The sequence below is a fragment of the Leifsonia soli genome, from assembly GCF_013408745.1.
Classification (GTDB): domain Bacteria; phylum Actinomycetota; class Actinomycetes; order Actinomycetales; family Microbacteriaceae; genus Leifsonia; species Leifsonia soli.
Genome location: NZ_JACCBJ010000001.1, coordinates 1,390,068 through 1,416,853, shown reverse-complemented (window position 1 = coordinate 1,416,853; position 26,786 = coordinate 1,390,068). Strand labels below are relative to the sequence as shown.

The window sequence follows — 26,786 nt, the reverse complement described above, 5'->3', positions numbered from 1 at the left end:
AAAGTGAGCCACGTGACAGGACCGGCGCCCTCTTCTCTGCGCCCCGAGCATCCCGTCGCCCGCCCGCTCGCCCAGCTGGTAGCGGAGTTCGGGCTGGAGTGCCGCGGCGACCTCGACGGGGTCGAGGTGACCGGCGCGGCCCTCGCGAGCTCCGCCGTCGAACCCGGCGACCTCTACGTCGGCGTGCCCGGCCGCAACTCCCACGGCGCGTCCTACGCGACCGCCGCGGCGGACGCGGGTGCCGTCGCCGTGCTCACCGACGAGGAGGGTGCGGCCCTCGCCGCGGAGTCCGGCCTCCCGGTCATCGTCACGCCTGAGCCGCGCGCCGCACTGGGCGCCGTCTCGGCGTGGATCTACCGCACCGACGAGAACTCCGCGACGCTGTTCGGCGTCACCGGCACCAACGGCAAGACCAGCGTCGTGTATCTGCTCAACGCCATCCTCGGCCAGCTGGGCGTCGTCTCCGGCCTCAGCTCGACCGCCGAGCGCCGCATCGGCGAGACGGCCATCACCAGCAAGCTGACCACTCCCGAGGCGAGCGAGCTCCACGCGCTCCTCGCCCGCATGCGCGAGGAGGGCGTCCGCGCCGTCGCCATCGAGGTGTCCGCGCAGGCGCTCACCCGCCACCGTGTCGACGGAATCGTGTTCGACGTCGTCGGGTTCACCAACCTCAGCCACGACCATCTCGACGACTACGACGCCATGGAGGACTACTTCGCGGCCAAGCTCGAGCTCTTCCAGCCCGACCGCGCCCGCCGCGGCGTCGTCACGGTCGACTCCGACTGGGGTCGTGCCCTGGTCGAGCAGTCGCGCATCCCCGTCGCCACGCTGTCCAGCTCGCCCGGCTCCGACTCCGAGTGGCTGCTGACGGTGCTCGAGGAGACTCTGACACGTACATCCTTCGCGCTGGAGGGTCCCGACGGCCGGCGGCTCGAGACGAGCATCCCGCTGCTCGGTGCGTACAACGCGGCCAACGCCGCGCTCGCCATCGTCATGCTGGTCGAGTCGGGATACGACCTCGACGCGATCGGAGCGGCCCTCGCGCGCGACGGCGGCATCGACGCCTACATCCCCGGCCGCGCCGAGCGGCTCTCGGGCGACCGCGGCCCTGTGGTGTTCATCGACTACGGCCACAGCCCCGACGCCTTCCTCTCGACCCTGAACGCGCTGCGCAAGGTGACCGAAGGCCGCATCATCATGGTGTTCGGCGCCGACGGAGACCGCGACACCACGAAGCGCACCGACATGGGAGCCATCGCCGCCCGCGGCGCGGACGCCGTGGTGATCACCGACTTCCACCCGCGCTGGGAGGATCCCGCGAGCATCCGTGCCGCCCTGCTCGATGGAGCGCGGGGCGCCGTCCCGGACCTCGAGCTGTACGAGGTCCCCGACCCGCGTGCCGCGTTCCGCACCGCGCTGTCCCTGGCGGGCGAGGGCGACGTCGTGCTGTACGCCGGCCCCGGCCACGAGGACTACCAGGAGGTCGCGGGTCAGCGACTGCCGTACTCGGCCCGCGACGACGTCCGCCTCGCGCTGCGAGAGGCGGGGTGGCTGTAGATGATCGCTCTCACCCTGGCCGAGATCGCCGAGGCGACCCGCGGCACGCTGCTGCTCGACGGCACCCACGTCTCGCCGGAGACCGCGGTCTCTGGACCCTCCACGACGGATTCGCGCGAGGTCGTCCCCGGCGGGATCTTCTTCGCCAAGCCCGGCGAGGTGACCGACGGCCACCTGTTCGCCCCGCAGGCGGTGGAAGCGGGCGCCGCTCTCGTCGTGGTCGACCACCCGCTCCAGCTGCCGGTCCCTCAGCTTCTGGTCGACGACACCGTGGTGGCCCTCGGCGACCTCGCCACCGAGGTCATCGCCCGCGTGCGTGCCCTCGGACGGCTCAAGATCGTCGGGATCACCGGATCGAACGGCAAGACCACCACAAAGAACCTGCTCCGGGCCGTGCTCGAGCAGGTTGGTCCGACGATCGCTCCGCGCGCCTCCTTCAACAACGAGGTCGGCGCGCCCGTGACCATGCTGCAGGTGACGGAGGAGACGCAGTTCCTCGTCGCCGAGATGGGGGCGAGCGGCATCGGCGAGATCGCGCGCCTGGTGCGCATGGCGCGGCCGGATGTCGGTGTCGTCCTCAAGGTCGGGCTCGCGCACGCGGGCGAGTTCGGCGGCATCGAGAAAACCCTGCAGGCCAAGACCGAGATGGTCACCGACCTGCTGGAATCGGATGTCGCCGTGCTCAACATCGACGACCCGCGCGTGGCGACGATGGCGGACAAGACCGCCGCCCGCGTGCTCTGGTTCGGGCTGGACGAGCGCGCCGACGTGCGCGCGACCGATGTGGTGTCCGACCGCCGCGGCACCTCCTTCACCCTGCACCTCCCGTCGCGCGACGGCGGAGACGGCCCCGGCTCGGAGCCGCAGTCGCGTCCCGTGCGGTTCCAGGTGCTCGGCGAGCACCACGTCATGAACGCCCTGGCCGCTGCGGCCTCCGCGTACGTCCTCGACGTCGACATCGACACGATCGTGTCGGCCCTCCAGACCGTCAAGACGGCGGAGCGCTGGCGGATGGAGGTCATGGGCGGCACCGAGGTGACCGTCATCAACGACGCGTACAACGCGAGCCCGGACTCCATGTCGGCCGCGCTGAAGACTCTGGCGCAGATCGCCGAGCCGGACGGCCGCACCATCGCCGTGCTGGGCGAGATGAGCGAGCTGGGGGAGTTCTCGGGCGAGGAGCACGACCGCATCGGCCTGCTGGCGGTCCGGCTCGGCATCGATCAGCTCGTGATCGTCGGCCCCTCCGCGCGCCGGATGCACATCTCGGCGATCAACGAGGGCTCCTGGGATGGCGAATCCCTCTACTTCGACACGCAGGACGCGGCGTTCGACCACCTCAGCGGTGCTCTGCTCCCGGGTGACACGGTGCTGGTGAAGTCCTCCAACTCGGCCGGGCTGCGCTTCCTGGGCGACCGACTGGGAGAATCGTTCTCGTGAGAGCCCTGCTGACCTCCGGTGCGCTGTCGATGGCGTTCACGCTCTTCCTGACCCCGCTCTTCATCCGGCTGTTCCGCCGGCTGCAGTGGGGACAGTTCATCCGCGACGACGGACCTCAGAGTCACCATGCCAAGCGGGGCACGGCCACGATGGGCGGCATCGTCGTCATCCTCGGAACGCTGTTCGGCTACTTCACGGCGCTCCTGCTGACCGGAGACGAGACGAGCGTCTCGGCGCTCCTCGTGCTGTTCCTCATGGTGGGACTGGGCGTCGTCGGCTTCATCGACGACTTCCTCAAGACCCGGCGCGAGCGGAGCCTCGGGCTGACCGGCTGGGCCAAGGTCGCCGGGCAGGTCATCGTGGCGACCGTGTGGGCGTTCCTCGCCATCCGCTTCCCGAATGGGAACGGCTATACCCCGGCGACGATGACCGTGTCCTTCATTCGCGATCTCCCGGCGATCGACTTCGGTTCGATCACCAAGTTCGGCGTCATCGGGGTGCTCGTCGGCTACGGCCTCTACCTGATCTGGATCAACTTCCTGGTCGCCGCGACCTCGAACGGCGTCAACGTCACGGACGGCCTCGACGGGCTCGCGTCCGGTGCGTCCATCCTGGCGATCGGCGCATACATCATCATCGGCTTCTGGCAGTCGATCCAGTCGTGCGCGAACGCGAAGCTGAGCGTCGAGAACGTGGCGAAGTGCTACGACGTGCGCGATCCCTTCGACCTCGCGATCGTCGCTACGGCGATCGTCGGCGCTGTCGTCGGGTTCCTCTGGTGGAACACATCGCCCGCGCAGATCTTCCTCGGCGACACCGGCTCGCTGGCGCTCGGCGGCGCGGTCGCCGCCCTCGCCATCCTGAGCCGCACCGAGCTGCTGCTCGTCCTCATCGGCGGCATCTTCGTCATCGAGGCGGGGTCGGTGATCGTGCAGCGCGCGTACTTCAAACTGACGCACGGCAGACGCATCTTCCTGATGAGCCCCATCCATCATCACTTCGAACTGAAGGGATGGGCGGAGGTGACGGTCGTCGTCCGGTTCTGGATCATCGGCGGCCTGCTCGTCGCCGCCGGCGTCGGTTCGTTCTACCTGGAGTGGCTGGCCACATGACGGCCTCGAACGACGCCCTCGCGGAGCGCCTCGCTGCGCTGACCAGCTGGCACCACGACTGGAGCGGCCTGCGGGTCGCCGTGTACGGTCTCGGCGTCACCGGGTTCTCGGTGGCCGACACGCTCGCCGAGCTGGGCGCCCAGGTGCTGGTCGTCGCCGCGAAGGCCGACGACGAGCGGCGGATGCTGCTGGAGGTCATCGGCGCCGAGCTTGTCGAGGAGCCGGATCTGGCGACCCCGCCGGACCGCCTCGTCGCGTTCGACCCGGAGCTGGTCATCGCGTCGCCGGGCTTCCACTGGGACCACCCGCTGCTGGTCTGGGCCGAGCAGCGCGGCACCGCCGTCTGGGGCGACATCGAACTCGCCTGGCGGCTGCGCGACAAGGTCGCGCGGCCGGACGGCCGTCAGGGCCCGGCCGACTGGATCTGCGTCACCGGAACGAACGGCAAGACGACCACCGTGCAGCTGACCGCGACGATGATCCTCGCCGGCGGCAACCGCGTCGCTCCGTGCGGCAACATCGGCGTGCCCGTGCTCGATGCCATCCGCGACCCGGAGGGCTACGACGTGCTCGTGGTCGAGCTCTCCAGCTACCAGCTGCACTGGGTCAACCGCAATGCGGGCGGTGAGCTGTCACCGTTCTCGGCGGCCTGCCTGAACATCGCCGACGACCATCTGGACTGGCACGGCTCTCTCGAGGCGTACATCGCCGCCAAGGCCAAGGTCTACGACAACACCCGCGTCGCCTGCGTCTACAACAAGGCCGACGAGAACACCCTGCGCATGGTCGAGGAGGCGGAGGTCGTCGAGGGCGCGCGCGCCATCGGCTTCGGTCTCGGCGTCCCCGGCCCGAGCGACTTCGGGATCGTGGACGGCATCCTCTGCGACCGCGCCTTCCTCGACGACCGCGCGAACGCGGCGCTCGAGCTGACCACGCTCGACGAGCTGCAGGAGGCCGGGCTCTCCGCGCCGCACGTCGTCGCGAACATCCTCGCCGCCAGCGCTCTCGCCCGGTCGTACGGCGTGCCTCCCCAGGTCATCCGGGATGTGCTCACGGCCTTCCGGCTGGACGCGCACCGCATCGAGCTGGTCCGCGTCCAGGGCGGGGTCAACTGGGTGGACGACTCGAAGGCCACCAACCCGCACGCCGCCGATGCGTCTCTGCGCGCCTACCCGTCCGTGGTGTGGCTGGTCGGCGGCCTCCTGAAGGGCGTCGACGTGGATGCGCTGGTCGCCCGGCACGTCGGCCGGCTCCGCGGCGCCGTCGTGATCGGCGTCGACCGCGCGGAGCTCGTCGCCGCATTCCGGCGACACGCGCCGGACCTTCCCGTGCTGGAGGTCGACGCCGACGAGACTGATGAGGTCATGCCGACGGCGGTCCGACTGGCCGGTGGTCTCGCTCGCGAGGGGGACACCGTGCTGCTCGCTCCGGCGGCGGCGTCGATGGACCAGTTCGCCGACTATGCAGAACGAGGCCGCCGCTTCCAGTCGGCCGTGAACGAGTACGTGGGAGGTGAGGCGGATGACGAGTCCGCCCCGCGTCCCGACCCGCGGCAGGACTGAGCGCCCGGGCCCGGCGGCTCCTCCGTCCGAGCCGCGTTCCGGTGCCGCCGCCCGCATCGGTGCGCTGACGACGCGCATCCAGCTGGGCCGCGGGATGACCTCCGAGTCGGCGAACTACTTCCTGCTGCTCGGGATCACCCTGTTCATGGTCGTGTTCGGCCTGGTGATGGTGCTGTCCTCCTCGTCGGTGGAGGCCCACAACGACGACGACAACTTCTTCTCCCGGTTCTGGTCGCAGGGCGCGTACACGCTGGTCGGCCTGCCGCTGATGTTCCTGGTCTCGCGGATCCCGCGCGCGTTCTGGAGGAAGACGATCTGGTTCTTCCTCGGCGCCGCCTGCTTCCTCCAGCTGCTCGTGCTGCTCACGCCGCTGGGCGTCGAGATCGGAGGCAACCGCAACTGGCTGCGCATCGGCTCGGTGACCGCCCAGCCGTCGGAGGCCATCAAGCTCGCGCTCGTGGTGTGGCTGGGGGTCGTCCTCGCCCGTAAGCGCGACGTGCTCGACCAGTGGAAGCACGTCGCCGTGCCCGTCGTCCCGATCGCGGGAGGCGCTGTCGCTCTCGTGCTGCTCGGCGGCGACCTGGGAACGACCATGATCCTGGCGGCGCTCATCCTCGGCGCCCTGTACTTCGCGGGCGTCCGGATGCGGTACCTGGCCACCGGCGTCGTCGCCGTCGGGGCGTTGGCGATCGTCGTCGCCCTGTCGAGCGCCAGCCGTGTGGGCCGCATCGCCGCCTACTTCGGCGGGACGAGCGTGGCCAACCCGGACGTCGACTGGCAGATCAAGAACGGCTTCTACGCCCTCGCCTCCGGCGGCGTCTTCGGTGTCGGGCTGGGCAACTCGCACTCGAAGTGGTCGTGGCTGCCCGCAGCGGACACCGACTTCATCTTCGCGATCATCGGCGAGGAGCTCGGACTCATCGGCGCGGTCCTCGTGCTCCTGCTCTTCGTGATGCTGGCGGTCGTCTTCCTGCGCATCATCCACGCATCCACCGATCCGTTCGCGCGCGTGACGACGGCGGCCATCATGGTGTGGCTGATCGGCCAGGCGTTCGTCAACATCGCCGTGGTCCTGGGGGTGATCCCGGTGCTGGGCGTACCGCTCCCACTGATCTCTGCGGGTGGGACTGCGATGATCAGTTCCATGATCGCCATCGGAATCGTGCTGTCGTTCGCGCGGCAGTCGCACCGTGACTCCCTGTCGGCCTCCGAGACCGGTTCGGCGGGCCGCGGGGCATGACGCGGTACCTTCTCGCCGGCGGGGGCACCGCCGGCCACGTGAACCCCCTGCTCGCCGTCGCCGACCGGCTGCGTCGTGACCAGCCGGATGCGGAGGTGCTGGTGCTCGGGACGAAGGAGGGGCTCGAGGCCCGTCTGGTCCCGCAGCGGGGCTACGAACTGGCGACCATCCCGAAGCTCCCGTTCCCGCGCCGCCCGAATGCGGCAGCCCTGCGCTTCCCCGGCGAGTACCGGCGCAGCATCTCGACGGTCCGTGCGCTGATCCGCGACCGCGGGATCGACGCGGTCGTCGGCTTCGGCGGCTACGCCGCCGCTCCCGCATACTCGGCGGCCCGCCGCGAGGGCGTCCCGCTCGTGCTGCACGAGGCGAACGCGCGGCCGGGACTCGCGAACCGGCTCGGCGCCCGCTACACCCCGTGGGTCGGCGTGGCGTTCGAGGGCACCCCGCTGCCGCATCCCACGTTCGTCGGCATGCCGCTGCGGGTGGAGATCGAACAGCTGGATGCCGCCGCCGCGCGCCCGCAGGCCGCCGCCGAGTTCGGACTCGACCCGGACCGGCCGACCCTGCTCGTCACGGGCGGCTCCCTCGGCGCACGCCGGATCAACCAGACCATCGTCGCGCGGGCCGCCGAACTGACGGCCGCGGGCTGGCAGGTGCTGCACATCCAGGGCGGCAAGGGCGAGCTGACCGACCCGGGCGTCGAGCACTACCGGCTGGTCGACTACTGCGACCGCATGGATCTCGCCTTCGCGCTCACCGATGTCGCCGTCGCCCGGGCGGGCGCCGCCACCGTGTGCGAGTTCGCCGCGCTCGGCATCCCGGCGGTGTACGTGCCGTTCCCGATCGGCAACGGCGAGCAGCGGTTCAACGCCGCGGGCGTCGTCGAGGCCGGCGGCGGCGTGCTGGTCGACGACGCCGCGTTCACCCCGGACTGGGTGGACGGCAACCTGCTGCCGTTGCTGGCGGATCGCGGGCGCGTGGCCGAGATGGCGCGCCGGGCCGCGTCCGTCGGCGTCCGCGACGGATCCGACCGCATGGTCGCGCTCATCCGCTCGGCGCTCTGACCGTCGCCGCTCTGACGCATCCCGCCGACCCGTCGGAGTGGCTGGGGCCGATCCGCAGGGTCGCCGCGTAGCCTCATACTGGATGGAGTCCCTCTCGCGTAACCGAAAGCTGTACCTGTGACGATCAAGCCCGACCTGACCCTCGCCCTCCCGGAGGAGCTCGGAAAGCTCCACTTCGTCGGCATCGGCGGCTCTGGGATGAGCGGCATCGCCCGCCTGTTCCTCGAGGCCGGCTACACCGTGACCGGATCGGACGTGCGGCACTCCGCGAACATCGACACCCTGCGGAACCTCGGAGCGACGATCGCCATCGGCCACGACGCCGCGAACGTCGGCGACGCCGACACGCTGGTCGTCACCGGCGCCCTCTGGCAGGACAACCCGGAGTACCAGCTGGCGCTCTCGAAGGGTCTCCCGGTGCTGCACCGGTCGCAGGCCCTCGCCTGGCTGATCAACCGCACGCGGCTGGTCGCCGTCGCCGGCGCGCACGGCAAGACGACCTCAACCGGCATGATCATCACCGGCCTCCTCGGCCTCGGCGAGGACCCGAGCTTCGTGAACGGCGGGGTCATCGCCTCCCTCGGCACGAGCTCGCGGACAGGCACGGGCGAGCTGTTCGTGGTCGAGGCGGACGAGTCGGACGGCTCGTTCCTGCTCTACGACACGGCGGTCGCCCTGATCACCAACGTCGACCCGGACCACCTCGACCACTACGGCTCGCTGGAGGCGTTCGAGGACGCCTTCGTGGCCTTCGCCCGCGAAGCGGACGAGTTCGTCGTCGTCTCGTCCGACGACCCCGGCGCGGTCCACGTCACCCGCCGGCTGCGCGAGCAGGCGCCGGACAAGCGCGTCGTCACCTTCGGCGAGGCGGAGGACGCGGACGTGCGCGTCCATTCCATCGTCACCGACGGCCCGGTGTCGTTCACGCTGCGCTACCGGGGCGAGGACTACTCGGCACGGCTGCGGGTACCAGGGCGCCACAACGCCATCAACGCGGGCGGCGCGTTCGCGGTGCTGACCGGCCTCGGCTTCGACCCGGCCGCCTCGCTCGCCGCCATCGCCGAGTTCGGCGGGACCGAGCGCCGCTTCGAGCTGCACGGAACGGTCGGAGGCGTCAGCGTCTACGACGACTACGCGCACCACCCCACCGAGGTCGCCGCCGCGCTGTCCGCCGCCCGCACCGTGGTCGGCGACGGCCGGATCATCGCCGTCCACCAGCCGCACCTGTACAGCAGGACGCGCCTGTTCGCCCGGGAGTTCGCCGAGACCCTCGAGCGCTACGCCGACGAGACCGTGGTGCTCGACGTGTACGGAGCGCGCGAAGACCCGGAGCCCGGCGTGACGGGGGCCCTCGTGGCGGACCGCTTCGAGCATCCCGAGCGGGTGGCCTTCATCGCCGACTGGCAGGAGGCCGCCGACCACACCGCTCAGATCGCCCGGGAGGGCGACTTCGTGATCACCCTCGGCTGCGGCGACGTGTACCGCATCGTGCCCCAGCTGCTCGACTCGCTGCGCCGGGAGCACCCGGACGCACCCGGCGCGTAGCGGGCCGCTCGGTGAAGCGTCCTCAGGGGTACGACCGGCGGGAGGTGCCGGCGACGCCGCCCGCACCGGCGCGGCACGAGCCGGAGGCCCGGGACGAGCGACGGCAGGATGCCGCGCCCGCGGGCCGTATCGGCACGGTGACCGAGCCCATCCCGGTGATCCGAGACACACCGACCGCGCCGCCGGGCGAGACCCCGGCCGCACGGCCCTCCCGTGCCGACCGGACGGCCGAGACCTCGCCGTATTCGCGGCTCCCCACCAACCGCGAGATCGACAAGGCGCTCCGGGCGGCGCGCCGGGAGCGCAAGCGCCTCGAGCGGGGCGAGGTGCGCCGCTTCACCAAGCGGTCGCGCCGCCGCAGGATCGCCTGGCTGGCCGCCGCCGCCGTGGTCGCGGGCCTCGTGCTCTCCGTCGCGCTCGTCGCGTACTCCCCGCTGCTGGCGCTGAAGCACATCCAGGTGACGGGCACCTCCCGGCTGGACGCCACGACCATCGAGAAGAAGCTGTCCGATCAGCTGGGCACGCCGCTTCCGCTGCTCGACCAGGCGGGCATCTCGAGCGACCTCGCGGCGTTCCCGCTCATCCGCAGCTACACGGTGGAGAGCCACCCGCCCGACTCGATCGTGATCCGCGTGGTGGAGCGGCAACCGGTCGGCGTCATCCAGCAAGGGGCCGCGTACACGCTGGTGGATGCGGCCAAGGTGCCGATCTCGAGCAGCGAGAAGCGCCCGGACGGCTACCCCCTGATCGCCGCGAGCGGCGCGGCGGCCGACGTGGATGCGGACTCCGGGTTCGCCGCCGCCGCCAGCGTCCTCAGCGCCCTTCCCGACGACGTCCGCGCGCAGGTCGACACGATCGCGGCGAAGACCAAGGACGACGTGAGCTTCACCCTCCGGGGCACCGGTGCGACCGTGGTGTGGGGGAGCGCGGAGGACTCGTCGCTCAAGGCGGCGGACCTCGGCGCCCTGCTGAAGAGCGCGCCGGGATCCTCCCGGTACGACGTCTCGTCGCCCCACAGCGTGACGACGGGATGACCCCGATGCGCACGACTTTTCCGACACGCCTGGCGGGATACCCGGGCGCCGCCCCGGCCCACCTAACGTCGGATCGAGAATTGCATACTCAGCAAGACTTTAAGCCTCAGCTAGAGGTTGAAGGTTCCAGTGGAGGCCGGACGTGACAGCACAACAGAACTACCTCGCCGTGATCAAGGTCGTCGGCATCGGCGGAGGCGGCGTCAACGCCGTCAACCGCATGATCGAGCTCGGCCTCCGCGGCGTCGAGTTCATCGCCATCAACACGGACGCGCAGGCGCTGCTGATGAGCGACGCCGACGTGAAGCTCGACGTCGGCCGTGAGATCACGCGCGGCCTCGGCGCCGGAGCGGACCCCGAGGTAGGCCGTCGCGCCGCCGAGGACCACGCGGAGGAGATCGAGGAGGCCCTCGCGGGCGCCGACATGGTCTTCGTCACCGCCGGAGAGGGCGGCGGCACCGGAACCGGTGGAGCCCCCGTCGTCGCGCGCATCGCGAAGTCGATCGGCGCGCTCACCATCGGTGTGGTCACCAAGCCGTTCTCGTTCGAGGGCAAGCGCCGCCAGCAGCAGGCCGAGGCCGGCGTGCAGCGCTTGAAGGAAGAGGTCGACACCCTCATCGTGGTGCCGAACGACCGGCTGCTGGAGATCAGCGACCGCGGCATCAGCATGCTCGAGGCGTTCTCCACCGCCGACCAGGTGCTCCTCGCCGGTGTTCAGGGCATCACCGACCTCATCACCACCCCCGGCCTGATCAACCTCGACTTCGCCGACGTGAAGTCGGTCATGCAGGGAGCCGGCTCCGCCCTCATGGGCATCGGCTCCTCGCGCGGCGCCGACCGGGCGATCAAGGCGGCCGAGCTGGCCGTCGCCTCCCCGCTGCTCGAGGCCTCCATCGATGGCGCCCACGGCGTCCTGCTCTCCATCCAGGGCGGATCGAACCTCGGCATCTTCGAGATCAACGACGCCGCCCGCCTGGTGCAGGAGGCTGTCCATCCGGAGGCCAACATCATCTTCGGTGCGGTCATCGACGACACCCTCGGCGACGAGGTGCGCGTGACCGTCATCGCGGCCGGATTCGACGGCGGCGAGCCGAGCACGCGGCCGGCCGCGGTGGATGCGCGCCGCGCCAGCTTCGTCGAGGCGGGCTCCGAGGAGTCGCAGGTGGCCTCCTCCGCCGAGGTCGAGGCCGGCGAGATCCCCGCGCCCGTGACCACCGACGCCTGGCACACCGGCGAGAGCCCGGTGGCCGAGGCGGCCCAGCAGAAGGACCCGGCGTTCGACGACGAGAATGACGACCTCGACATCCCCGACTTCCTCAAGTAGTCCGCTGACCGAGCGGCTGGCCGCGGTCCGGGAGGGTGTCGCAGACGCCGCCCGGGCCGCCGGCCGTTCGCCCGCCGAGCTGACCACGATCGTCGTGACGAAGTTCCATCCGGCCTCGCTCGTCCGCGAGCTGGCCGCGTTGGGCGTGCGCGACGTGGGGGAGAACCGCCACCAGGAGGCGCAGGAGAAGGCGGCGGAGCTCGCCGACCTCGACCTCACCTGGCACTTCGTCGGCCAGCTGCAGAGCAAGAAGGCGCGGCAGGCGCGGCGCTACGCGTCCGTCATCCACTCGGTCGACCGGTTCTCGCTCGTCGACGCCCTCGCGGCGCGCGAGGGGGAGGGCGACAGCGATCTGGACGTCTTCGTCCAGCTGAACCTCACCGACGACCCCGCGCGCGGCGGCGTCGCCGATCGCGACCTGGAGCCGCTGGTGGAGCACGTGCTCGCGGCCCCGGGGCTGCACCTGCTCGGCGTGATGGCCGTCGCCCCGCTCGGCGAGGAGCCGGCCAGGGCGTTCGAGCGCGTCCGCGCGGCCTCGGGGCGGGTCCGCAGCCTCGCGCCGGAGGCGACATCCATCTCCGCGGGGATGTCGCAGGACTACCGCGAAGCCATCGCCGCCGGCGCGACACACCTTCGGATCGGGACGGCCATTACCGGGAATCGGCCGGAGCTTCGTTAATCTCGAGAAGAAGAGTTCGAAGTGCGTGGCGAGGCGTCGACGCGCAGGTCTGTACGGAGGAACCATGGCCAACCCGCTGAAGAAGACGATGGTCTACCTGGGCCTCGCCGACGAGGAGCTGGAGTTCGAGGAGCAGCCGCAGGAGCAGGCTCATCACCAGCCGCGCCGCGAAGCACCGGTCCACACCCCGGCCGCATCGCCGGTCCAGGCCGTCCCACACCCCGCTCCGGTCGCGCCCGCGGCCGGCCGCGCTCCGGTCACGCCGCTGCGCAAGTCGTCCACCGCACGGAATGCATCGGTACAGGAAATGAACGAGATCCTCACGGTCCACCCCCGCCAGTACCGCGACGCCCAGGCGATCGCCGAGTCGTTCCGGGAGGGCATCCCGGTGATCATCAACCTCTCGCAGATGAGCGAGGGCGACGCCCGCCGCCTCATCGACTTCGCCAGCGGCCTCTCGCAGGGCCTCTACGGCAAGATCGAGCGGGTCACGCCGAAGGTGTTCCTGCTCTCTCCCAGCCACGTCGTCGTCTCGGGCGAGCACGGCGGCCAGGACGCCGAGGTCGACGCGTCCTTCTTCGCCCAGGCCTGACCCTGCGGGCTCCGGCCCGTCGACGCTCGAAGCGCACCGCCTCCCTCGTCGTCCCCCGCGGACGCTCAGGGGACGCGGTGCGCTTTCGTCCATACTGGGAGGGTGTTTGTCGTCTCCCTCATCGCGACCGTCCTCTACTACGCGTTACTGCTCTACTTCTTCGTGCTGTGGGCCCGGTTCGTGCTCGACCTGGTGCGCGTGTTCGCGCGGCAGTGGCGCCCGCGGGGGTTCGGGCTGGTGCTGGCCGAGTCGACGTACGTGGTGACCGACCCGCCCATCCGGTTCTTCCGGCGGATCATCCCGCGCGTCTCGATGGGTCCCGTCGCGATCGACTTCGGCTGGAGCCTCACCATGCTCGTCGTGATCATCGGCTTGTACGTGACCCTGGGATTCCGCTGAGCGTCGCTCCCGTGTTCGGGGGAGGGCCCGTTGTATCGTTGACGAGCCGACGCGCCGGGCAGGCGCTGGAGTGCGCGACTCCCGCCCGCTTTGCTAGCGTTGGCTGAACGCGTTTCTGTTCCAATTTCACGATCTAAGGTGGCTTGCCATGGCGCTGACTCCGGAAGATGTAGTCAACAAGCGGTTCCAGCCGACGAAGTTCCGCGAGGGCTATGACCAGGACGAGGTCGACGACTTCCTCGATGAGGTCGTCGTCGAGCTGCGTCGCCTGAACCAGGAGAACGAAGAGCTCAAGCAGCGCCTCGTGGCGGCCGACTCGCGGATCGCCGAGCTGCAGCGCAGCGGCGGCCAGGGCGGTGCCGCCCCGGCGGCGGCCGCGGCCGCACAGGGCGCCGACAACGGCGAGGCCGAGCGCCTCCAGCGCGAGAACGAGGAGCTCAAGCAGCGCCTCGCCCAGGCCCAGCAGGAGGCCGCCCAGGCCAAGCAGCAGGCCGAGCAGGCGCAGGCCGCTCCGGCCTACCAGGCGCCCGCGGACGACGCGAACGACCCCAACGCCACCAACAACCTGCTCCAGCTCGCCCGCCGGCTCCACGAGGAGCACGTGCGCGAGGGCGTGGAGAAGCGCGACCAGCTCATCGCCGAGGGTCACGCGACCGCTGCCCGCATCGTCGCAGAGGCGGAGTCCAAGCAGCGCGCGCAGATCAGCGCCCTCGACCAGGAGCGCACCGGTCTCGAGCGTCGCATCGACGAGCTCCGCACCTTCGAGCGCGACTACCGCAAGGGCCTCAAGAGCTACATCGAGGGCCAGCTCCGCGACCTCGACGCGCCGGTCCAGGGCGGCGGCGCACAGCCCGGCGGCTCGGCCTCCGGCAGCCGGTCCGCGGCTCCCGTGAGCGGCTCGGTCCCGGCGCCGGTCCCCGCGGGCGGCTCCGACGACTCGGGCCAGGGGCAGCAGCCTCCGGCGTTCCCCGGCTTTGGAGGCTAGTCCCTCCCGGTCCAAGGTCAGCATCAGGGCCTTGGCGGTCCTGGCGGTGGTCGCGCTGTGCGTGTACCTCGTCGACCAGATCGCCAAGGTCCTGGTCGTCTCGAACCTGTACGAGGGCCAGCAAGTCGAGGTCCTGGGGCAGCTGCTCCAGTTCCATTTCGTCAAGAACGCCGGTGCGGCCTTCTCCATCGGCAGCGGCTCCACGTGGATCTTCTCCATCGTCGGGGTCGGCGTCCTGGGCTTCGTCATCTGGTACGCCCCGCGCATCCGCTCCACCGCGTGGGCCGTGCTGTTCGGTCTCCTGCTCGGCGGCCTGCTCGGCAACCTGACCGATCGGCTGTTCCGGGAGCCGGGATTCGGCGTCGGCCATGTGGTCGACTTCCTGCAGATCCCGCTGCTGCCGGCGATCTTCAACCTGGCGGACGTCGCCATCGTCTCGAGCATGGCGCTCTTCCTCATCCTCACCCTCCGCGGTGTCGGACTCGACGGCCGTCACACGCACGACGAGGACGAGGAGGATGCGGTGGAGGAGGGCGACCCGGCGATCGGGCCGGAGCCGGAGAGCGGGACGCAGTCCGACACCGGGACGCAGACCGACGCGGCCCCCGCCGCCCCTGCTCCCGCCGAGCCGCACGACGACAAGCCGCAGGGCTAGATGGAGTCGCGCAGCTTCCCCGTCCCGGACGGCCTGGAGGGCTCGCGGGTCGATGCGGGTCTCGCCAAGCTCCTCGGGTTCTCCCGCAGCTTCGCCGCCGAGATCGCCGAGGCCGGAGGTGTGACGGTCGACGGCCGTGACGTGGGCAAGTCCGACCGCCTGTCGGCCGGATCCTGGCTCGAGGTCTCCTGGCAGCCGAAGTCCGACGTCGAAATCGTGCCCATCGCCGTTCCGGACCTGACGATCGTCCACGACGACGACGACATCGTGGTCATCGACAAGCCGGTCGGCGTCGCAGCCCACCCCTCCGTCGGCTGGGAGGGTCCGACCGTCCTCGGAGCACTGGCCGCCGCGGGATTCCGCATCTCGACCTCCGGCGCCGCCGAACGCGCTGGCATCGTCCACCGCCTCGACGCGGGCACCAGCGGTCTCATGGTCGTCGCCAAGTCGGAGCGCGCGTACACGGCGCTGAAACGCGCGTTCCACGACCGCACGGTCGAGAAGATCTACCACGCCGTCGTCCAGGGCCACCCGGACCCGCTGACCGGCACCATCGACGCCCCGATCGGACGGCATCCGCGATCCGACTGGAAATTCGCGGTCGTTGCGGGCGGGAAGCCGTCCGTGACGCACTACGAGACGATCGAGGCGTTCCCCTCGGCCAGCCTGCTGGAGATCCACCTGGAGACCGGGAGGACGCACCAGATCCGCGTTCACATGGCCGCACAGCGGCATCCGTGCGTCGGGGATGCGATGTACGGCGCCGACCCCGCCCTGAGCGCGAAGCTCGGCCTCACCCGGCAGTGGCTGCACGCCGTCCAGCTCGCCTTCGCGCACCCGGCGACGGGGGAGTGGGTCACCTTCACGACGACCTATCCCGCCGACCTGCAGCACGCGCTGGACGTCCTCCGAGAGTCGTAGAGCGGACGTCGGAGGACGGCCTTAGGCTTAGATCGATGTCCGACTCCTTCGTCCACCTCCACGTCCACAGCGAGTACTCGATGCTCGACGGGGCAGCGCGTGTCAAACCCCTGGTGGAGGCTGCGGCCGCCCAGGGGATGCCCGGTGTCGCGATCACCGACCACGGCAACATGTTCGGCGCGTTCGACTTCTGGCGGACGGCTACCGACGCCGGGATCAAGCCGATCATCGGCACCGAGGCCTACCTCACGCCGGGCACCCACCGCACCGACAAGACCCGCATCCGCTGGGGCGACGGCGGCGGGGACGACGTCTCCGGCTCGGGCGCGTACACGCACATGACGCTGCTCGCGGCGACGACCGAGGGGATGCACAACCTCTTCCGGCTCTCGTCGTACGCCTCGATGGAGGGCTACTACTTCAAGCCGCGCATGGACCGCGAGCTGCTGAGCCGCTACTCGAAGGGCATCATCGCCACGACCGGCTGCCCGTCGGGCGAGGTGCAGACGCGCCTGCGGCTCGGGCAGTACGAGGCGGCGCGTGCGGCGGCGGCCGACTACCGCGACATCTTCGGCAAGGAGAACTTCTTCGCCGAGATCATGGACCACGGGCTCGGCATCGAGCGCCGGATCATGTCCGACCTCATCCGGCTGGCCAAAGACCTGGGCCTCCCGCTCGTCGCGACCAACGACCTCCACTACACGCACGCGGAGGACGCCAAGAGCCACGCCGCTCTGCTGTGCGTGCAGTCCGGCTCGACGCTCGACGACCCGAACCGCTTCAAGTTCGACGCAGACGAGTTCTACCTGAAGACGCCGGAGCAGATGCGGCAGCTGTTCCGCGACTACCCCGACGCGTGCGACAACACCCTCGCGATCGCCGAGCGCTGCGACGTGAAGTTCGACACGGCAGCCAACTACATGCCGCGGTTCCCCGTCCCGGAGGGCGAGACCGAGCAGACCTGGTTCGTCAAGGAGGTCGAGAAGGGCCTCGAGCAGCGCTACCCGAACGGCATCACGCCCGAGGTGCGCAAGCAGGCCGACTACGAGATCGGCGTCATCTCGCAGATGGGCTTCCCGGGCTATTTCCTCGTCGTCGCCGACTTCATCAACTGGTCGAAGCGGAACGGCATCCGCGTCGGCCCCGGCCGCGGCTCCGGCGCCGGCTCGATGGCCGCATACGCGATGCGGATCACCGACCTCGACCCGCTGCAGCACGGCCTCATCTTCGAGCGCTTCCTCAACCCCGACCGCGTCTCCATGCCCGACTTCGACGTCGACTTCGACGACCGTCGTCGCGGCGAGGTGATCAAGTACGTGACCGAGAAGTACGGGTCCGAGCGCGTCGCGCAGATCGTCACGTACGGCACCATCAAGGCCAAGCAGGCGCTGAAGGACTCGGGACGCGTGCTCGGCTTCCCGTTCTCGATGGGCGAGAAGCTCACCAAGGCGATGCCGCCGCCCGTCATGGGCAAGGACATCCCGCTGACCGGCATCTTCGACAAGGACCACCCGCGCTACAAAGAGGCGGTCGACATCCGGGCGGTCGTCGAGACCGACCCGGAGGCGAAGACCGTCTTCGACACCGCGCTCGGGCTCGAGAACCTGAAGCGCCAGTGGGGCGTGCACGCGGCCGGCGTGATCATGTCTTCCGACCCGCTGATCGACGTCATCCCGATCATGAAGCGGGAGCAGGACGGCCAGATAGTCACGCAGTTCGACTATCCAGCCTGCGAGTCCCTCGGCCTGATCAAGATGGACTTCCTGGGGCTGCGCAACCTCACCATCATCAACGACGCCCTGGACAACATCCGCGACAACCGCGGAGAAGAGCTCGTCCTCGAAGACCTCGAACTCGACGACCGGGCCGCGTACGAGCTGCTGTCGCGCGGAGACACCCTCGGCGTGTTCCAGCTCGACGGCGGCCCGATGCGGTCGCTGCTCCGCCTGATGAAGCCGGACAACTTCGAGGACATCTCGGCACTCATCGCGCTGTACCGGCCGGGCCCGATGGGCGCGAACTCGCACACCAACTACGCGCTCCGCAAGAACGGGCAGCAGGCGATCACGCCCATCCACCCGGAGCTCGCGGAGCCGCTCGCCGACATCCTCTCGACCAGCTACGGCCTCATCATCTACCAGGAGCAGGTGATGGCGATCGCGCAGAAGGTCGCCGGCTTCTCGCTCGGCCAAGCAGACATCCTGCGCCGCGCCATGGGCAAGAAGAAGAAGTCGGAGCTGGACAAGCAGTTCGAGGGCTTCTCGCAGGGCATGCAGGCCAACGGCTACTCGATGGACGCCGTCAACAAGCTCTGGGAGATCCTGCTCCCCTTCTCCGACTACGCGTTCAACAAAGCGCACTCCGCCGCGTACGGCGTGATCTCGTACTGGACGGCGTACCTCAAGGCCCACTACCCGGCGGAGTACATGGCCGCGCTGCTCACCAGCGTCGGCGACTCCAAGGACAAGATGGCGCTCTACCTCAACGAGTGCCGCCGCATGGGCATCAAGGTGCTCCCGCCGGACGTCAACGAGTCGAACCTGTACTTCGCCGCCGTCGGCGAGGACATCCGCTTCGGCATGGGCGCCGTCCGCAACGTCGGCGCGAACGTCGTCGAGGGCGTCCGGGAGGCCCGCGAGAGCAAGGGGCGCTTCGAGTCGTTCCACGACTTCCTGAACAAGGTGCCCATCCACGCGGCGAACAAGCGCACGGTGGAGTCGCTGATCAAGGCGGGCGCGTTCGACTCGCTCGGCCACACCCGGCGCGCGCTCGTCGAGGTGCACGAGGATGCGGTCGAGTCCGCCGTCAAGATCAAACGCAACGAGGCGAACGGCGACGTCGGGTTCGACTTCGACAGCCTGTGGGGTGAGGACGAGGCGGCGCAGACGCAGCACCACATCCCGCAGCGGCCGGAGTGGGCGAAGCGCGACAAGCTGGCCTTCGAGCGCGAGATGCTCGGACTCTACGTCTCCGACCACCCGCTCGCCGGGCTGGAACTGCAGCTGGCGAAGCTCGCCAGCACCGGGATCGCCGAGCTCGTGGCGTCGGAGAACATCCAGGACGGCGAGACGGTCACGATCGCGGGACTCGTGACGAGTGTCCAGCACCGCGTGGCGAAGGCGTCCGGCAACCAGTACGGCATGATCCAGGTCGAGGACTTCGGCGGCGAGCTCACCGTGATGTTCATGGGCAAGGCGTACCAGGAGTACTCGCCGCAGCTGCAGGGCGACGCGATCGTGGTCGTCCGCGGCCGGGTGAGCCTGCGCGACGACGGGATGAACCTGCACGCGTTCTCGCTGATGACGCCGGACCTCGGACAGGCGAACGACTCCGGTCCGCTCGTCATCACGATGCCCGACCAGCGCGCGACGACCGACACCGTGGTGTCGCTCGGTGAGGTGCTGGCGCGGCATCCGGGCGAGAGCGAGGTGCGCCTCCGTCTCGTGAAGGGCCAGGTCGCGCGTGTCTTCGAGGTGCCGAAGCCGGTGAAGGTGAGCGCCGACCTCTACGGCGAGCTCAAGGGTCTGCTCGGCCCGCACTGCCTGGTCTGACGCCCGTCCCACCGCCGAGGTGCGACATCATGTCGCATCTCGGCGCGAGTGGCGACATGATGTCGCACCCCGATCGGAGCGGGAAGGACGCGAAGCGTCAGACGGGGGTGCCGGGGCGCCAGTAGGTGCGCTCGTGGTAGACCAGCGGCGCGTCGTCCTCGCCGAGGCCGCCCTGCTCGATCTGCACGATCACGACCGCGCTCTGGTGCACCTGGACGCGCTCGATGATGCGCCCGACCATCCAGGCCGTCGTGTCCTTGATGACCGGCAGCCCGTGCGGCCCGCGGTACCAGTGGTCGCCGATGAACCGCTGGCTGTTGTCGCCGGACAGCGTCTGGGCGACGTCGCGATTGCGCACGCCGAGGGTGTGGATGACGACCCGGTCGGTCTCCGCGATCGCCGGCCAGCTCGAGGCCGAGAGCGCCATGTTGAAGGTGGCGAGCGGCGGGACGGCTGCGAGCGACGCGAGCGACGTCACGGTGAACCCGACGGGCGTGCCGTCCTCGCGCTGCGCCGTGACGATGGCCACCCCGGCCGCGTGGCGGCGGAACGTCTGCCGGAACGCCGCGAGGTCCGGGGTCGCGTCGCCGATGGCGCCGTCGGTGGGGTCGGGGGATGCGCTGTTCATACTGATGGATACAAGCCCGAATCTGTGTCGACCATTCCGCGGGGGAGGGACGTGCCCGAGCGGATAGGGTGGATGGGCCATGATCCAGACCATCGACCTCCGCGGTGTCCAGCCTACTCGCGCCGCCTTCCAGCGACTCGTGCCCCGTCCCGTCGTGGACGTCCAGGCGGCGATGTCGGTCGCCTCCGCGCTGATCGACGACGTGCGGCAGCGCGGGCTCGCCGCCCTCGCCGAGCAGGCCGAGCGCTTCGACGGGGCCGCGCCGGCCTCCGTCCGCGTTCCCCAGGCGGAGATCGACGCCGCCATCGAGGCGCTTCCCGCGGACGTCCGTGAGGCGCTGGAGGAGGCGATCGCGCGCGTGCGCGAGGCGACCGCCGCGCAGGTGCCGCCGCCGGCCGAGACCGTCCTCCGTCCCGGTGCCACGATCGTGCAGCGCTGGGAGCCCGTGGAGCGCGCCGGACTGTACGTGCCGGGCGGCAAGGCCGTCTACCCGTCGAGCGTCGTCATGAACGCGGTGCCCGCACAGATCGCGGGCGTCGCCTCCGTCGCCATCGCGAGCCCTCCCCAGCGCGAGTTCGGGGGAGCAGTCCACCCGGTCATCCTCGGGGCCGCCGGCCTCCTCGGCATCGATGAGGTGTACGCGATGGGAGGCGCCGGTGCGATCGGCGCGCTGGCGTACGGCGTCGAAGAAATCGGCCTGGAGCCGGTCCAGGTCATCACCGGCCCCGGCAACATCTACGTGGCGGCCGCGAAGCGCGTCGTACGCGGTCAGGCGGGCATCGACTCCGAGGCCGGCACGACCGAGATCCTCGTGATCGCGGACGACACCGCGGACCCCGCCTACGTCGCGGCAGACCTGGTCTCGCAGGCGGAGCACGACGAGGCGGCCGCCTCCCTGCTGGTCACCGACAGCCCGGCGTTCGCCGAGCGCGTTGTGGCAGAGCTGGATGCGCTGGCCGGCGCGACCAAGCACAGTGAGCGGGTGCGCACGGCCCTCGGCGGCCCGCAGTCCGCCGTGGTGCTCGTGGACGATCTCGCCGCGGCTGCAGCGTTCAGCAACGCCTACGGCCCGGAGCACCTGGAGCTTCAGACCGCCGACCCGCAGGAGCTGCTGCGCTCCATCCGCAACGCGGGCGCCATCTTCCTCGGCCCGACGTCGCCGGTGAGCCTCGGCGACTACCTGGCTGGGTCGAACCACGTGCTCCCGACCGGCGGACAGGCGCGTTTCTCGCCGGGCCTGGGCGCCTACTCCTTCCTCCGCCCGCAGCAGGTCGTCCAGTACGACCGGGACGCGCTGCGGGAGGTCGCCGACCGGATCGTGGCCCTGTCGACGGCGGAGGACCTCCCGGCGCACGGAGAAGCGGTCACCCAGCGGTTCCGCACCCGCTGAGCGATAGAATCCCTTCATGTTCTGCCCCTTCTGCCGTCACCCGGACTCCCGCGTCATCGACTCCCGGACGAGCGACGACGGGCTGTCGATCCGCCGCCGCCGGCAGTGCCCGGAGTGCGGCCGCCGGTTCTCGACGACGGAGACGGCGAGCCTCAGCGTGATCAAGCGCAGCGGGGTGGCCGAGCCGTTCAGCCGCGAGAAGATCGTGCTCGGCGTGCGGAAGGCGTGCCAGGGGCGCCCGGTGACCGACTCCGATCTGGCCGTGCTGGCGCAGAAGGTCGAGGAGACCATCCGCTCGACCGGTGCGTCGCAGATCGAGGCCAACGACATCGGCCTCGCGATCCTGCCGGAGCTGCGCGAGCTCGACGAGGTGGCGTACCTGCGGTTCGCCAGCGTCTACCAGGGGTTCGACTCGCTCGACGACTTCGAGGCCGCCATCCGCTCCCTGCGGCTGGCGCATGTGGAGCCTGCCGGCGCTCCTTCCTGAACCTCGGTCGCAGGCTCCCTCGGCGCTGGGGTCGCGGCATCGCTGCGCGCTGCCCTGAGCTCCACCGCGCGGAGCCGGTCGAGGTCGAGTAGCGGGGCCGGGTATTCTCATACCGGCATGTATCGCGCACTCTTCGACCTCGTCCTGTCCCGGCTCGACCCCGAGCGGGCCCATCACCTCGCGTTCGTGGTGATCCGCGCCCTCCCGGCCGTCGGCCTCGGCGGGCTGGCGCGCCGGTTCACGGCGCCGGATCCGTCCCTCGCCGTCGAGGCGCTCGGGCTGCGGTTCGACTCACCGTTCGGCGTGGCGGCCGGATTCGACAAGGACGGTGAGGGCGTCCTCGGCCTCGGCGCGCTCGGCTTCGGCCACGTCGAGGTCGGCACGATCACCGCGCGCCCGCAGCCCGGCAACGACAAGCCGCGGCTGTTCCGCCTCATCCCGGACCGCGCCGTGATCAACCGGATGGGCTTCAACAACCACGGCGCCGGTGCGGCGGCGAACCGGCTGCTCCGGGTTCGCCGTTCGGCGAAGCGCCCAGTGCTCGGCGTGAACATCGGCAAGTCGCGGGTCGTCGCCGTCGAAGACGCCACGGAGGACTATCTGACCAGCGCCCGCGCGCTCGCCCCGGTCGCCGACTACCTGGTGGTCAACGTCAGCTCCCCGAACACGCCGGGGCTCCGCGGCCTGCAGGAGCTGGAGCTGCTCGGCCCGCTACTCACCGCGGTGAAGGAGGTCGCCGGTGCGACACCGCTGCTGGTCAAGATCGCGCCAGACCTCACGGACGACCAGGTCGAGCGCATCGCGCGTCTGGCCGTCGAGCTCGGGCTCGCGGGCATCATCGCCACCAACACCACGATCTCGCGGGAGGGTCTTCGCACCGACCCCGCCGTCGTAGCGGCGGCGGGCGCCGGCGGGCTGAGCGGCGCCCCGCTCGCGGCGCGGTCCCTCGAGGTGCTCCGACTCATCCGCGCCGTCGTACCGGCCGAACTCTGCGTCATCTCCGTCGGGGGCGTCGAGACGGCGGAGGACGTACAGGAGCGCCTGGATGCCGGAGCGACCCTCGTGCAGGGCTACACGGCGTTCCTCTACCGCGGCCCGCTCTGGGCCCGGCAGATCAACCGGGGGCTGCTACGCCTCCGGCGTCCCCTGGTGGAAGCGTAGGCGCCAGCGGCCCGAGCTGCGCACCCAGAGGGAGCTCCGCAGGGTCGCGCCGCGCGCATCCGTCGTCCGTGCGGTGAGCAGCAGCGTCTCTGGCGCGACGCGGTCGACGGCCAGCAGCTCCATCGCCGCGGCCGGGTCGTCGTCGACGGCCAGCTCGGAGATCAGCGCATCCCGGCCCCACAACCGGCCCGAACGCCCGATCTCCTCGAACGAGGGATGCAGCAGCTCGGCGAGCCGGGAGGCATCCGAGCGGACCGTGGGCTCCAGCAGCTCGCGCTCCAATCGCGCGACGACCTGCTCGTCCGTCTCCTCGGCGGCGAGGTCGTCGAAGAGGTCGAGTTCGACGGAGGCGTCCTGCGGCGCGGGGGCGGCGACGGCCGCAGCGGGTGCGGCAGTGGCCGCAGCGGCAGCGGGTGCCGGCTCCTCGGCGACGGCCGCCCGACCGGGCCACCCCGGGCCGATCGGGATGGGGTCGCCCTTCTGGTACGCGAGGGCGACGGCGCGCGCCCGCTCGTCCGCCGCCTCGTTCAGCTCATGACCGGCGTGTCCCTTGACCCACTCGAACCGGTAGCTCCGGCCCTGCAGGGCGCGGTCGAGGCGCTCCAGCAGCTCGCGGTTCAGGACGGGGGCGCCGTCGGCCTTGCGCCAGCCCTTGCGCTTCCAGCCCGGCATCCACTTGGTCACCGCGTTGATCACATACTGGCTGTCGCAGAAGATGTGCAGGTCGTCGCCGAGGTGGGCGGTCGCCTCCAGCAGGTCGATGACCGCCATGAGCTCGCCCTGGTTGTTGGTGCCGTGCGGCCAGCCTCCCGCCGACCAGTGGTCGTCGTCCACGTACCAGGCCCAGCCGGCCGGGCCGGGGTTGCCGAGGGCGGAGCCGTCCGCCGCCGCGACGATCGCCATGTCAGCTCGGGAACTGGCCGCGCTTGACCTGCGGCTTCGGCAGGCGCATGACCCGCAGCTGCAGAGCGCGCATCGCGGCGTACCAGCGCAGGCCGCGCTCCACCTTCGTCGCGCCGAACTTGGCGCCGATGCGCCTGCGCACCAGGAAGCCGAGCGCGATGCAGTCGATGACCGCGATCAGGAAGAAGCCCCAGAGCGCGAAGAGGCCGTAGACCTGCATCTCCGGCCACGGCAGGAACGTCAGGATGATGACGATCAGCATCACCGGGATGAGGAACTCGCCGATCGAGAACCGGGCGTCGACATAGTCGCGCACGTACCGGCGCTGGGGTCCGCGGTCGCGTGCGGTCAGGTAGCGGTCGTCGCCGGCCGCCATGCCGATGCGCGCCTTCTCGCGCGCCTCCGCCTGCTTCTGCCGGGCGACGCGTGCCGCTTCCTTGCGGTCCGTCGGCACCAGCGGGCGCTTGCGGGCGGCCTCCTGCTGGCGGCGGGAGGGCGTCGGTGCGCCCTTGCCCTGCTTCAGCCGGGCAGCCGTCTCTTCGGGGGTCTCGGCGGCGGGCGTCTCCGCCTCGCTCGCCGCATTCTGTCGTTTCGCCAACTTCGAGCCTTCGCTTGTGGGGTCCGCTTAAGATTACCCGCATGACAGACAGCCAGCAGACCCCTGTTCCCACGGCCGCCGACGACACGGCGGACGGTTCGGCCCCCGGCGTCGAGGCGAAGGTCCGCGCCGCGGTCGAGGCGGGGTTGCCGTCGGCCGTCGCCGACCTCTCGAAGCTCGTCCGCATCCCGTCGGTGTCGTGGTCCGCGTTCGACCCCGAGAACGTGCGCCGCAGTGCCGACGCGGTCGCCGCCCTCCTCACCGACACCGGGATGTTCGACAGGGTCGAGGTCAAGCAGGCGCCGATCGGCGACGGCGACACGCTCGGGCAGCCGGCCGTGCTGGCGACGCGGGCCGCGAGGAACGGGCGACCCACCGTCCTGCTCTACGCCCACCACGACGTCCAGCCGGAGGGCGACGAGGCGAACTGGGACACTCCGCCGTTCGGGCCGACCGTGCGCGGCGACCGCCTCTACGGCCGCGGGGCGGCCGACGACAAGGCGGGCGTCATGGCGCACGTGGCGAGCGTGCGGGCGCTGCGCGACGTGCTGGGCGACGACCTGGAGGTCGGCCTCGCCGTCTTCATCGAGGGGGAGGAGGAGTTCGGCTCCCGCTCCTTCGCGAACTTCCTGGAGCAGAACGCAGCCGCCCTGGCCGCCGACGTCATCGTGGTCGCCGACTCCGACAACGTCGATGTGAACACCCCCGCGCTGACGGTGTCGCTCCGCGGCAACGTCACGTTCCGCCTCACCGTCTCGACGCTCGAGCACGCCTCGCACTCGGGCATGTACGGGGGAGCGGCTCCGGATGCGATGCTCGCGCTGGTGAAGCTCCTCGCCACCCTGCACGACGACGACGGCGCGGTGGCCGTCGACGGCCTCACCTCGTACGATGCCGCGGCGGAGCCGCCGGCGTTCACGGAGGAGCAGCTCGCCGAGGACGCCGCCTTCCTCCCGGGCGTCACCAGTGTCGGACGGGGCCCGATCCTGTCGCGGATGTGGTCGCAGCCGACCATCACGGTCACCGGGATCGACGCACCGAGCGTCGCCAACGCGTCCAACACCCTGCTCCCGGGCGTCGCCGTGCGGATCAGCTCCCGCGTCGCACCGGGCCAGCCCGCCCGTGAGGCCTACGAAGCGCTCGAGCGCCACCTGCGCGCGCACGCGCCGTTCGGCGCGCACATCGCGATCGACGATGTCGACCTCGGCGATCCCTTCCTCGTCGACACGGACGGCTGGGCGGCGACCGAGGCGAAGCGCGCGATGACCGACGCCTGGGGAGCCGAGGCGGTGGAGACCGGCATCGGCGGCTCCATCCCGTTCATCGCCGACCTCGTCCGCGAGTTCCCGGAGGCGCAGATCCTCGTCACCGGGGTCGAGGACCCGGACACGCGCGCCCACAGCCCCAACGAGTCGCTGCACCTGGGCGTGTTCAAGCGCGCCGTGCTGACCGAGGCGCTGCTGCTCGCGCGGCTCGACGGGCGCACCGCATCCTGAGCGGATCCCGCGGTCTGCCGAATTTCCAGCTCGGCGACGTACAATCGACCCAGATTTCGTTCCGAAGTCCCGTTTCGTCCTTGTGAGGAGTCCCATGACCGACACAACGCTGACCGCGACCAAGGCCCACGGAGTCGGCCTGACCGACGCCGCGGCATCCAAGGTCAGGAGCCTGCTCGAGCAGGAGGGCCGTGACGACCTGCGTCTGCGCGTCGCCGTCCAGCCCGGCGGATGCTCGGGTCTGATCTACCAGCTGTACTTCGACGAGCGCATGCTCGACGGAGACGCGACCGTCGACTTCGACGGGGTGGAGGTCATCGTCGACAAGATGAGCGTTCCGTACCTCGACGGCGCGACGATCGACTTCGAAGACACGATCCAGAAGCAGGGATTCACGATCGACAATCCCAACGCGACCGGTTCCTGCGCGTGCGGAGACTCCTTCCACTGAGCGCCGTATAGC

At 70.6% G+C, this 26,786-nt stretch carries 24 protein-coding genes; 21 read left to right on the top strand and 3 right to left on the bottom strand.

Annotation, left to right across the window (positions count from 1 at the left end; genetic code table 11):
* Positions 1–12 precede the first annotated feature (12 nt).
* From BJ963_RS06860 to dnaE, 16 genes are all read left to right on the top strand, one after another.
* Positions 13–1,557: a UDP-N-acetylmuramyl-tripeptide synthetase gene (locus BJ963_RS06860; RefSeq protein ID WP_179455491.1), complete on the top strand. Its 1,545-nt coding sequence runs from the start codon at positions 13–15 to the stop codon at positions 1,555–1,557.
* Positions 1,558–2,997, top strand: a complete 1,440-nt coding sequence (locus BJ963_RS06855; RefSeq protein WP_179455489.1) for a UDP-N-acetylmuramoyl-tripeptide--D-alanyl-D-alanine ligase — start codon at positions 1,558–1,560, stop codon at positions 2,995–2,997.
* On the top strand, positions 2,994–4,109 hold the full coding sequence (mraY, locus tag BJ963_RS06850) for a phospho-N-acetylmuramoyl-pentapeptide-transferase (RefSeq protein WP_089910054.1): 1,116 nt from the start codon (positions 2,994–2,996) through the stop codon (positions 4,107–4,109). Before BJ963_RS06855 ends, mraY begins: the two co-directional genes overlap by 4 nt.
* The gene (gene murD / locus BJ963_RS06845; RefSeq protein ID WP_179455487.1) at positions 4,106–5,671 is read left to right on the top strand and encodes a UDP-N-acetylmuramoyl-L-alanine--D-glutamate ligase; all 1,566 of its coding nucleotides are present in this window, start codon (positions 4,106–4,108) and stop codon (positions 5,669–5,671) included. The genes mraY and murD overlap by 4 nt, the downstream gene beginning before the upstream one ends.
* Positions 5,631–6,911 carry a putative lipid II flippase FtsW gene (gene ftsW, locus BJ963_RS06840; RefSeq protein ID WP_179455485.1) on the top strand — a complete coding sequence of 427 codons (1,281 nt, stop codon included), beginning with the start codon at positions 5,631–5,633 and terminating at the stop codon, positions 6,909–6,911. Before murD ends, ftsW begins: the two co-directional genes overlap by 41 nt.
* Positions 6,908–7,975 (top strand): UDP-N-acetylglucosamine--N-acetylmuramyl-(pentapeptide) pyrophosphoryl-undecaprenol N-acetylglucosamine transferase, encoded by a 1,068-nt coding sequence (locus BJ963_RS06835; protein WP_179455483.1) that lies wholly within the window; start codon positions 6,908–6,910, stop codon positions 7,973–7,975. Before ftsW ends, BJ963_RS06835 begins: the two co-directional genes overlap by 4 nt.
* 117 nt (positions 7,976–8,092) lie before the next feature.
* The gene (murC, locus tag BJ963_RS06830; protein ID WP_179455481.1) at positions 8,093–9,520 is read left to right on the top strand and encodes a UDP-N-acetylmuramate--L-alanine ligase; all 1,428 of its coding nucleotides are present in this window, start codon (positions 8,093–8,095) and stop codon (positions 9,518–9,520) included.
* Between the two features lie 11 nt (positions 9,521–9,531).
* Complete coding sequence (locus BJ963_RS06825; RefSeq protein WP_179455479.1) at positions 9,532–10,554, top strand: FtsQ-type POTRA domain-containing protein; 1,023 nt, start codon at positions 9,532–9,534, stop codon at positions 10,552–10,554.
* Positions 10,555–10,696: 142 nt separating this feature from the next.
* Entirely contained in the window at positions 10,697–11,878 is a 1,182-nt protein-coding gene (ftsZ, locus tag BJ963_RS06820) for a cell division protein FtsZ (protein ID WP_089910072.1), read from the top strand.
* A complete protein-coding gene (locus BJ963_RS06815; RefSeq protein WP_179455477.1) occupies positions 11,844–12,557 on the top strand; it encodes a YggS family pyridoxal phosphate-dependent enzyme in 714 nt (237 codons plus the stop codon). Before ftsZ ends, BJ963_RS06815 begins: the two co-directional genes overlap by 35 nt.
* A gap of 64 nt (positions 12,558–12,621) precedes the next feature.
* Entirely contained in the window at positions 12,622–13,149 is a 528-nt protein-coding gene (locus BJ963_RS06810; RefSeq protein ID WP_089910078.1) for a cell division protein SepF, read from the top strand.
* A gap of 102 nt (positions 13,150–13,251) precedes the next feature.
* Positions 13,252–13,548 (top strand): YggT family protein, encoded by a 297-nt coding sequence (locus BJ963_RS06805; RefSeq protein WP_018191359.1) that lies wholly within the window; start codon positions 13,252–13,254, stop codon positions 13,546–13,548.
* 148 nt (positions 13,549–13,696) lie between these two features.
* A complete protein-coding gene (locus tag BJ963_RS06800; protein ID WP_179455475.1) occupies positions 13,697–14,533 on the top strand; it encodes a DivIVA domain-containing protein in 837 nt (278 codons plus the stop codon).
* A 31-nt stretch (positions 14,534–14,564) separates the two neighbouring features.
* Complete coding sequence (gene lspA, locus BJ963_RS06795; protein ID WP_246298002.1) at positions 14,565–15,188, top strand: signal peptidase II; 624 nt, start codon at positions 14,565–14,567, stop codon at positions 15,186–15,188.
* Positions 15,189–16,109 carry an RluA family pseudouridine synthase gene (locus BJ963_RS06790; protein WP_179455473.1) on the top strand — a complete coding sequence of 307 codons (921 nt, stop codon included), beginning with the start codon at positions 15,189–15,191 and terminating at the stop codon, positions 16,107–16,109.
* Between the two features lie 35 nt (positions 16,110–16,144).
* On the top strand, positions 16,145–19,660 hold the full coding sequence (dnaE, locus tag BJ963_RS06785; protein WP_179455471.1) for a DNA polymerase III subunit alpha: 3,516 nt from the start codon (positions 16,145–16,147) through the stop codon (positions 19,658–19,660).
* A gap of 97 nt (positions 19,661–19,757) precedes the next feature.
* Here the strand turns inward: dnaE and BJ963_RS06780 are convergent, their stop codons facing one another.
* Positions 19,758–20,288 carry a flavin reductase family protein gene (locus tag BJ963_RS06780; RefSeq protein WP_179455469.1) on the bottom strand — a complete coding sequence of 177 codons (531 nt, stop codon included), beginning with the start codon at positions 20,286–20,288 and terminating at the stop codon, positions 19,758–19,760.
* 79 nt (positions 20,289–20,367) lie between these two features.
* On the opposite strand from BJ963_RS06780, the gene hisD reads away from it, so the two are divergent.
* The 3 genes from hisD to BJ963_RS06765 all read left to right on the top strand — a co-directional run bounded on the left by hisD (position 20,368) and on the right by BJ963_RS06765 (position 23,326).
* The gene (hisD, locus tag BJ963_RS06775; RefSeq protein ID WP_179455467.1) at positions 20,368–21,678 is read left to right on the top strand and encodes a histidinol dehydrogenase; all 1,311 of its coding nucleotides are present in this window, start codon (positions 20,368–20,370) and stop codon (positions 21,676–21,678) included.
* A 16-nt stretch (positions 21,679–21,694) separates the two neighbouring features.
* A complete protein-coding gene (nrdR, locus tag BJ963_RS06770; protein ID WP_179455465.1) occupies positions 21,695–22,165 on the top strand; it encodes a transcriptional regulator NrdR in 471 nt (156 codons plus the stop codon).
* A 117-nt stretch (positions 22,166–22,282) separates the two neighbouring features.
* The gene (locus tag BJ963_RS06765) at positions 22,283–23,326 is read left to right on the top strand and encodes a quinone-dependent dihydroorotate dehydrogenase (protein ID WP_179455463.1); all 1,044 of its coding nucleotides are present in this window, start codon (positions 22,283–22,285) and stop codon (positions 23,324–23,326) included.
* On the opposite strand, the gene BJ963_RS06760 is transcribed toward BJ963_RS06765, so the two are convergent.
* Positions 23,294–24,229, bottom strand: coding sequence for a ribonuclease HI family protein (locus tag BJ963_RS06760; protein ID WP_179455461.1), 936 nt, complete (start codon positions 24,227–24,229; stop codon positions 23,294–23,296). The two genes, BJ963_RS06765 and BJ963_RS06760, sit on opposite strands and share 33 nt — an antisense overlap.
* A gap of 1 nt (position 24,230) precedes the next feature.
* Complete coding sequence (locus tag BJ963_RS06755) at positions 24,231–24,827, bottom strand: DUF3043 domain-containing protein (RefSeq protein WP_089910108.1); 597 nt, start codon at positions 24,825–24,827, stop codon at positions 24,231–24,233.
* A 41-nt stretch (positions 24,828–24,868) separates the two neighbouring features.
* Here BJ963_RS06755 and BJ963_RS06750 point away from each other — a divergent pair, with 41 nt between their 5' ends.
* Both BJ963_RS06750 and erpA read left to right on the top strand, forming a co-directional pair.
* The gene (locus BJ963_RS06750) at positions 24,869–26,323 is read left to right on the top strand and encodes a dipeptidase (protein WP_179455459.1); all 1,455 of its coding nucleotides are present in this window, start codon (positions 24,869–24,871) and stop codon (positions 26,321–26,323) included.
* 94 nt (positions 26,324–26,417) lie between these two features.
* Positions 26,418–26,774, top strand: coding sequence for an iron-sulfur cluster insertion protein ErpA (erpA, locus tag BJ963_RS06745; protein ID WP_089910115.1), 357 nt, complete (start codon positions 26,418–26,420; stop codon positions 26,772–26,774).
* Positions 26,775–26,786 lie beyond the last annotated feature (12 nt).

Coding starts and splice junctions, on each gene's coding strand:
- BJ963_RS06855 (WP_179455489.1), top strand. CDS start 1,558: ATGATCGCTCTCACCCTGGCCGAGATCGCCGAGGCGACCCGCGGCACG.
- murD (WP_179455487.1), top strand. CDS start 4,106: ATGACGGCCTCGAACGACGCCCTCGCGGAGCGCCTCGCTGCGCTGACC.
- ftsW (WP_179455485.1), top strand. CDS start 5,631: ATGACGAGTCCGCCCCGCGTCCCGACCCGCGGCAGGACTGAGCGCCCG.
- BJ963_RS06835 (WP_179455483.1), top strand. CDS start 6,908: ATGACGCGGTACCTTCTCGCCGGCGGGGGCACCGCCGGCCACGTGAAC.
- BJ963_RS06815 (WP_179455477.1), top strand. CDS start 11,844: ATGACGACCTCGACATCCCCGACTTCCTCAAGTAGTCCGCTGACCGAG.
- BJ963_RS06810 (WP_089910078.1), top strand. CDS start 12,622: ATGGCCAACCCGCTGAAGAAGACGATGGTCTACCTGGGCCTCGCCGAC.
- BJ963_RS06800 (WP_179455475.1), top strand. CDS start 13,697: ATGGCGCTGACTCCGGAAGATGTAGTCAACAAGCGGTTCCAGCCGACG.
- BJ963_RS06790 (WP_179455473.1), top strand. CDS start 15,189: ATGGAGTCGCGCAGCTTCCCCGTCCCGGACGGCCTGGAGGGCTCGCGG.
- dnaE (WP_179455471.1), top strand. CDS start 16,145: ATGTCCGACTCCTTCGTCCACCTCCACGTCCACAGCGAGTACTCGATG.
- BJ963_RS06780 (WP_179455469.1), bottom strand. CDS start 20,288: ATGAACAGCGCATCCCCCGACCCCACCGACGGCGCCATCGGCGACGCG.
- hisD (WP_179455467.1), top strand. CDS start 20,368: ATGATCCAGACCATCGACCTCCGCGGTGTCCAGCCTACTCGCGCCGCC.
- nrdR (WP_179455465.1), top strand. CDS start 21,695: ATGTTCTGCCCCTTCTGCCGTCACCCGGACTCCCGCGTCATCGACTCC.
- BJ963_RS06765 (WP_179455463.1), top strand. CDS start 22,283: ATGTATCGCGCACTCTTCGACCTCGTCCTGTCCCGGCTCGACCCCGAG.
- BJ963_RS06760 (WP_179455461.1), bottom strand. CDS start 24,229: ATGGCGATCGTCGCGGCGGCGGACGGCTCCGCCCTCGGCAACCCCGGC.
- BJ963_RS06750 (WP_179455459.1), top strand. CDS start 24,869: ATGACAGACAGCCAGCAGACCCCTGTTCCCACGGCCGCCGACGACACG.
- erpA (WP_089910115.1), top strand. CDS start 26,418: ATGACCGACACAACGCTGACCGCGACCAAGGCCCACGGAGTCGGCCTG.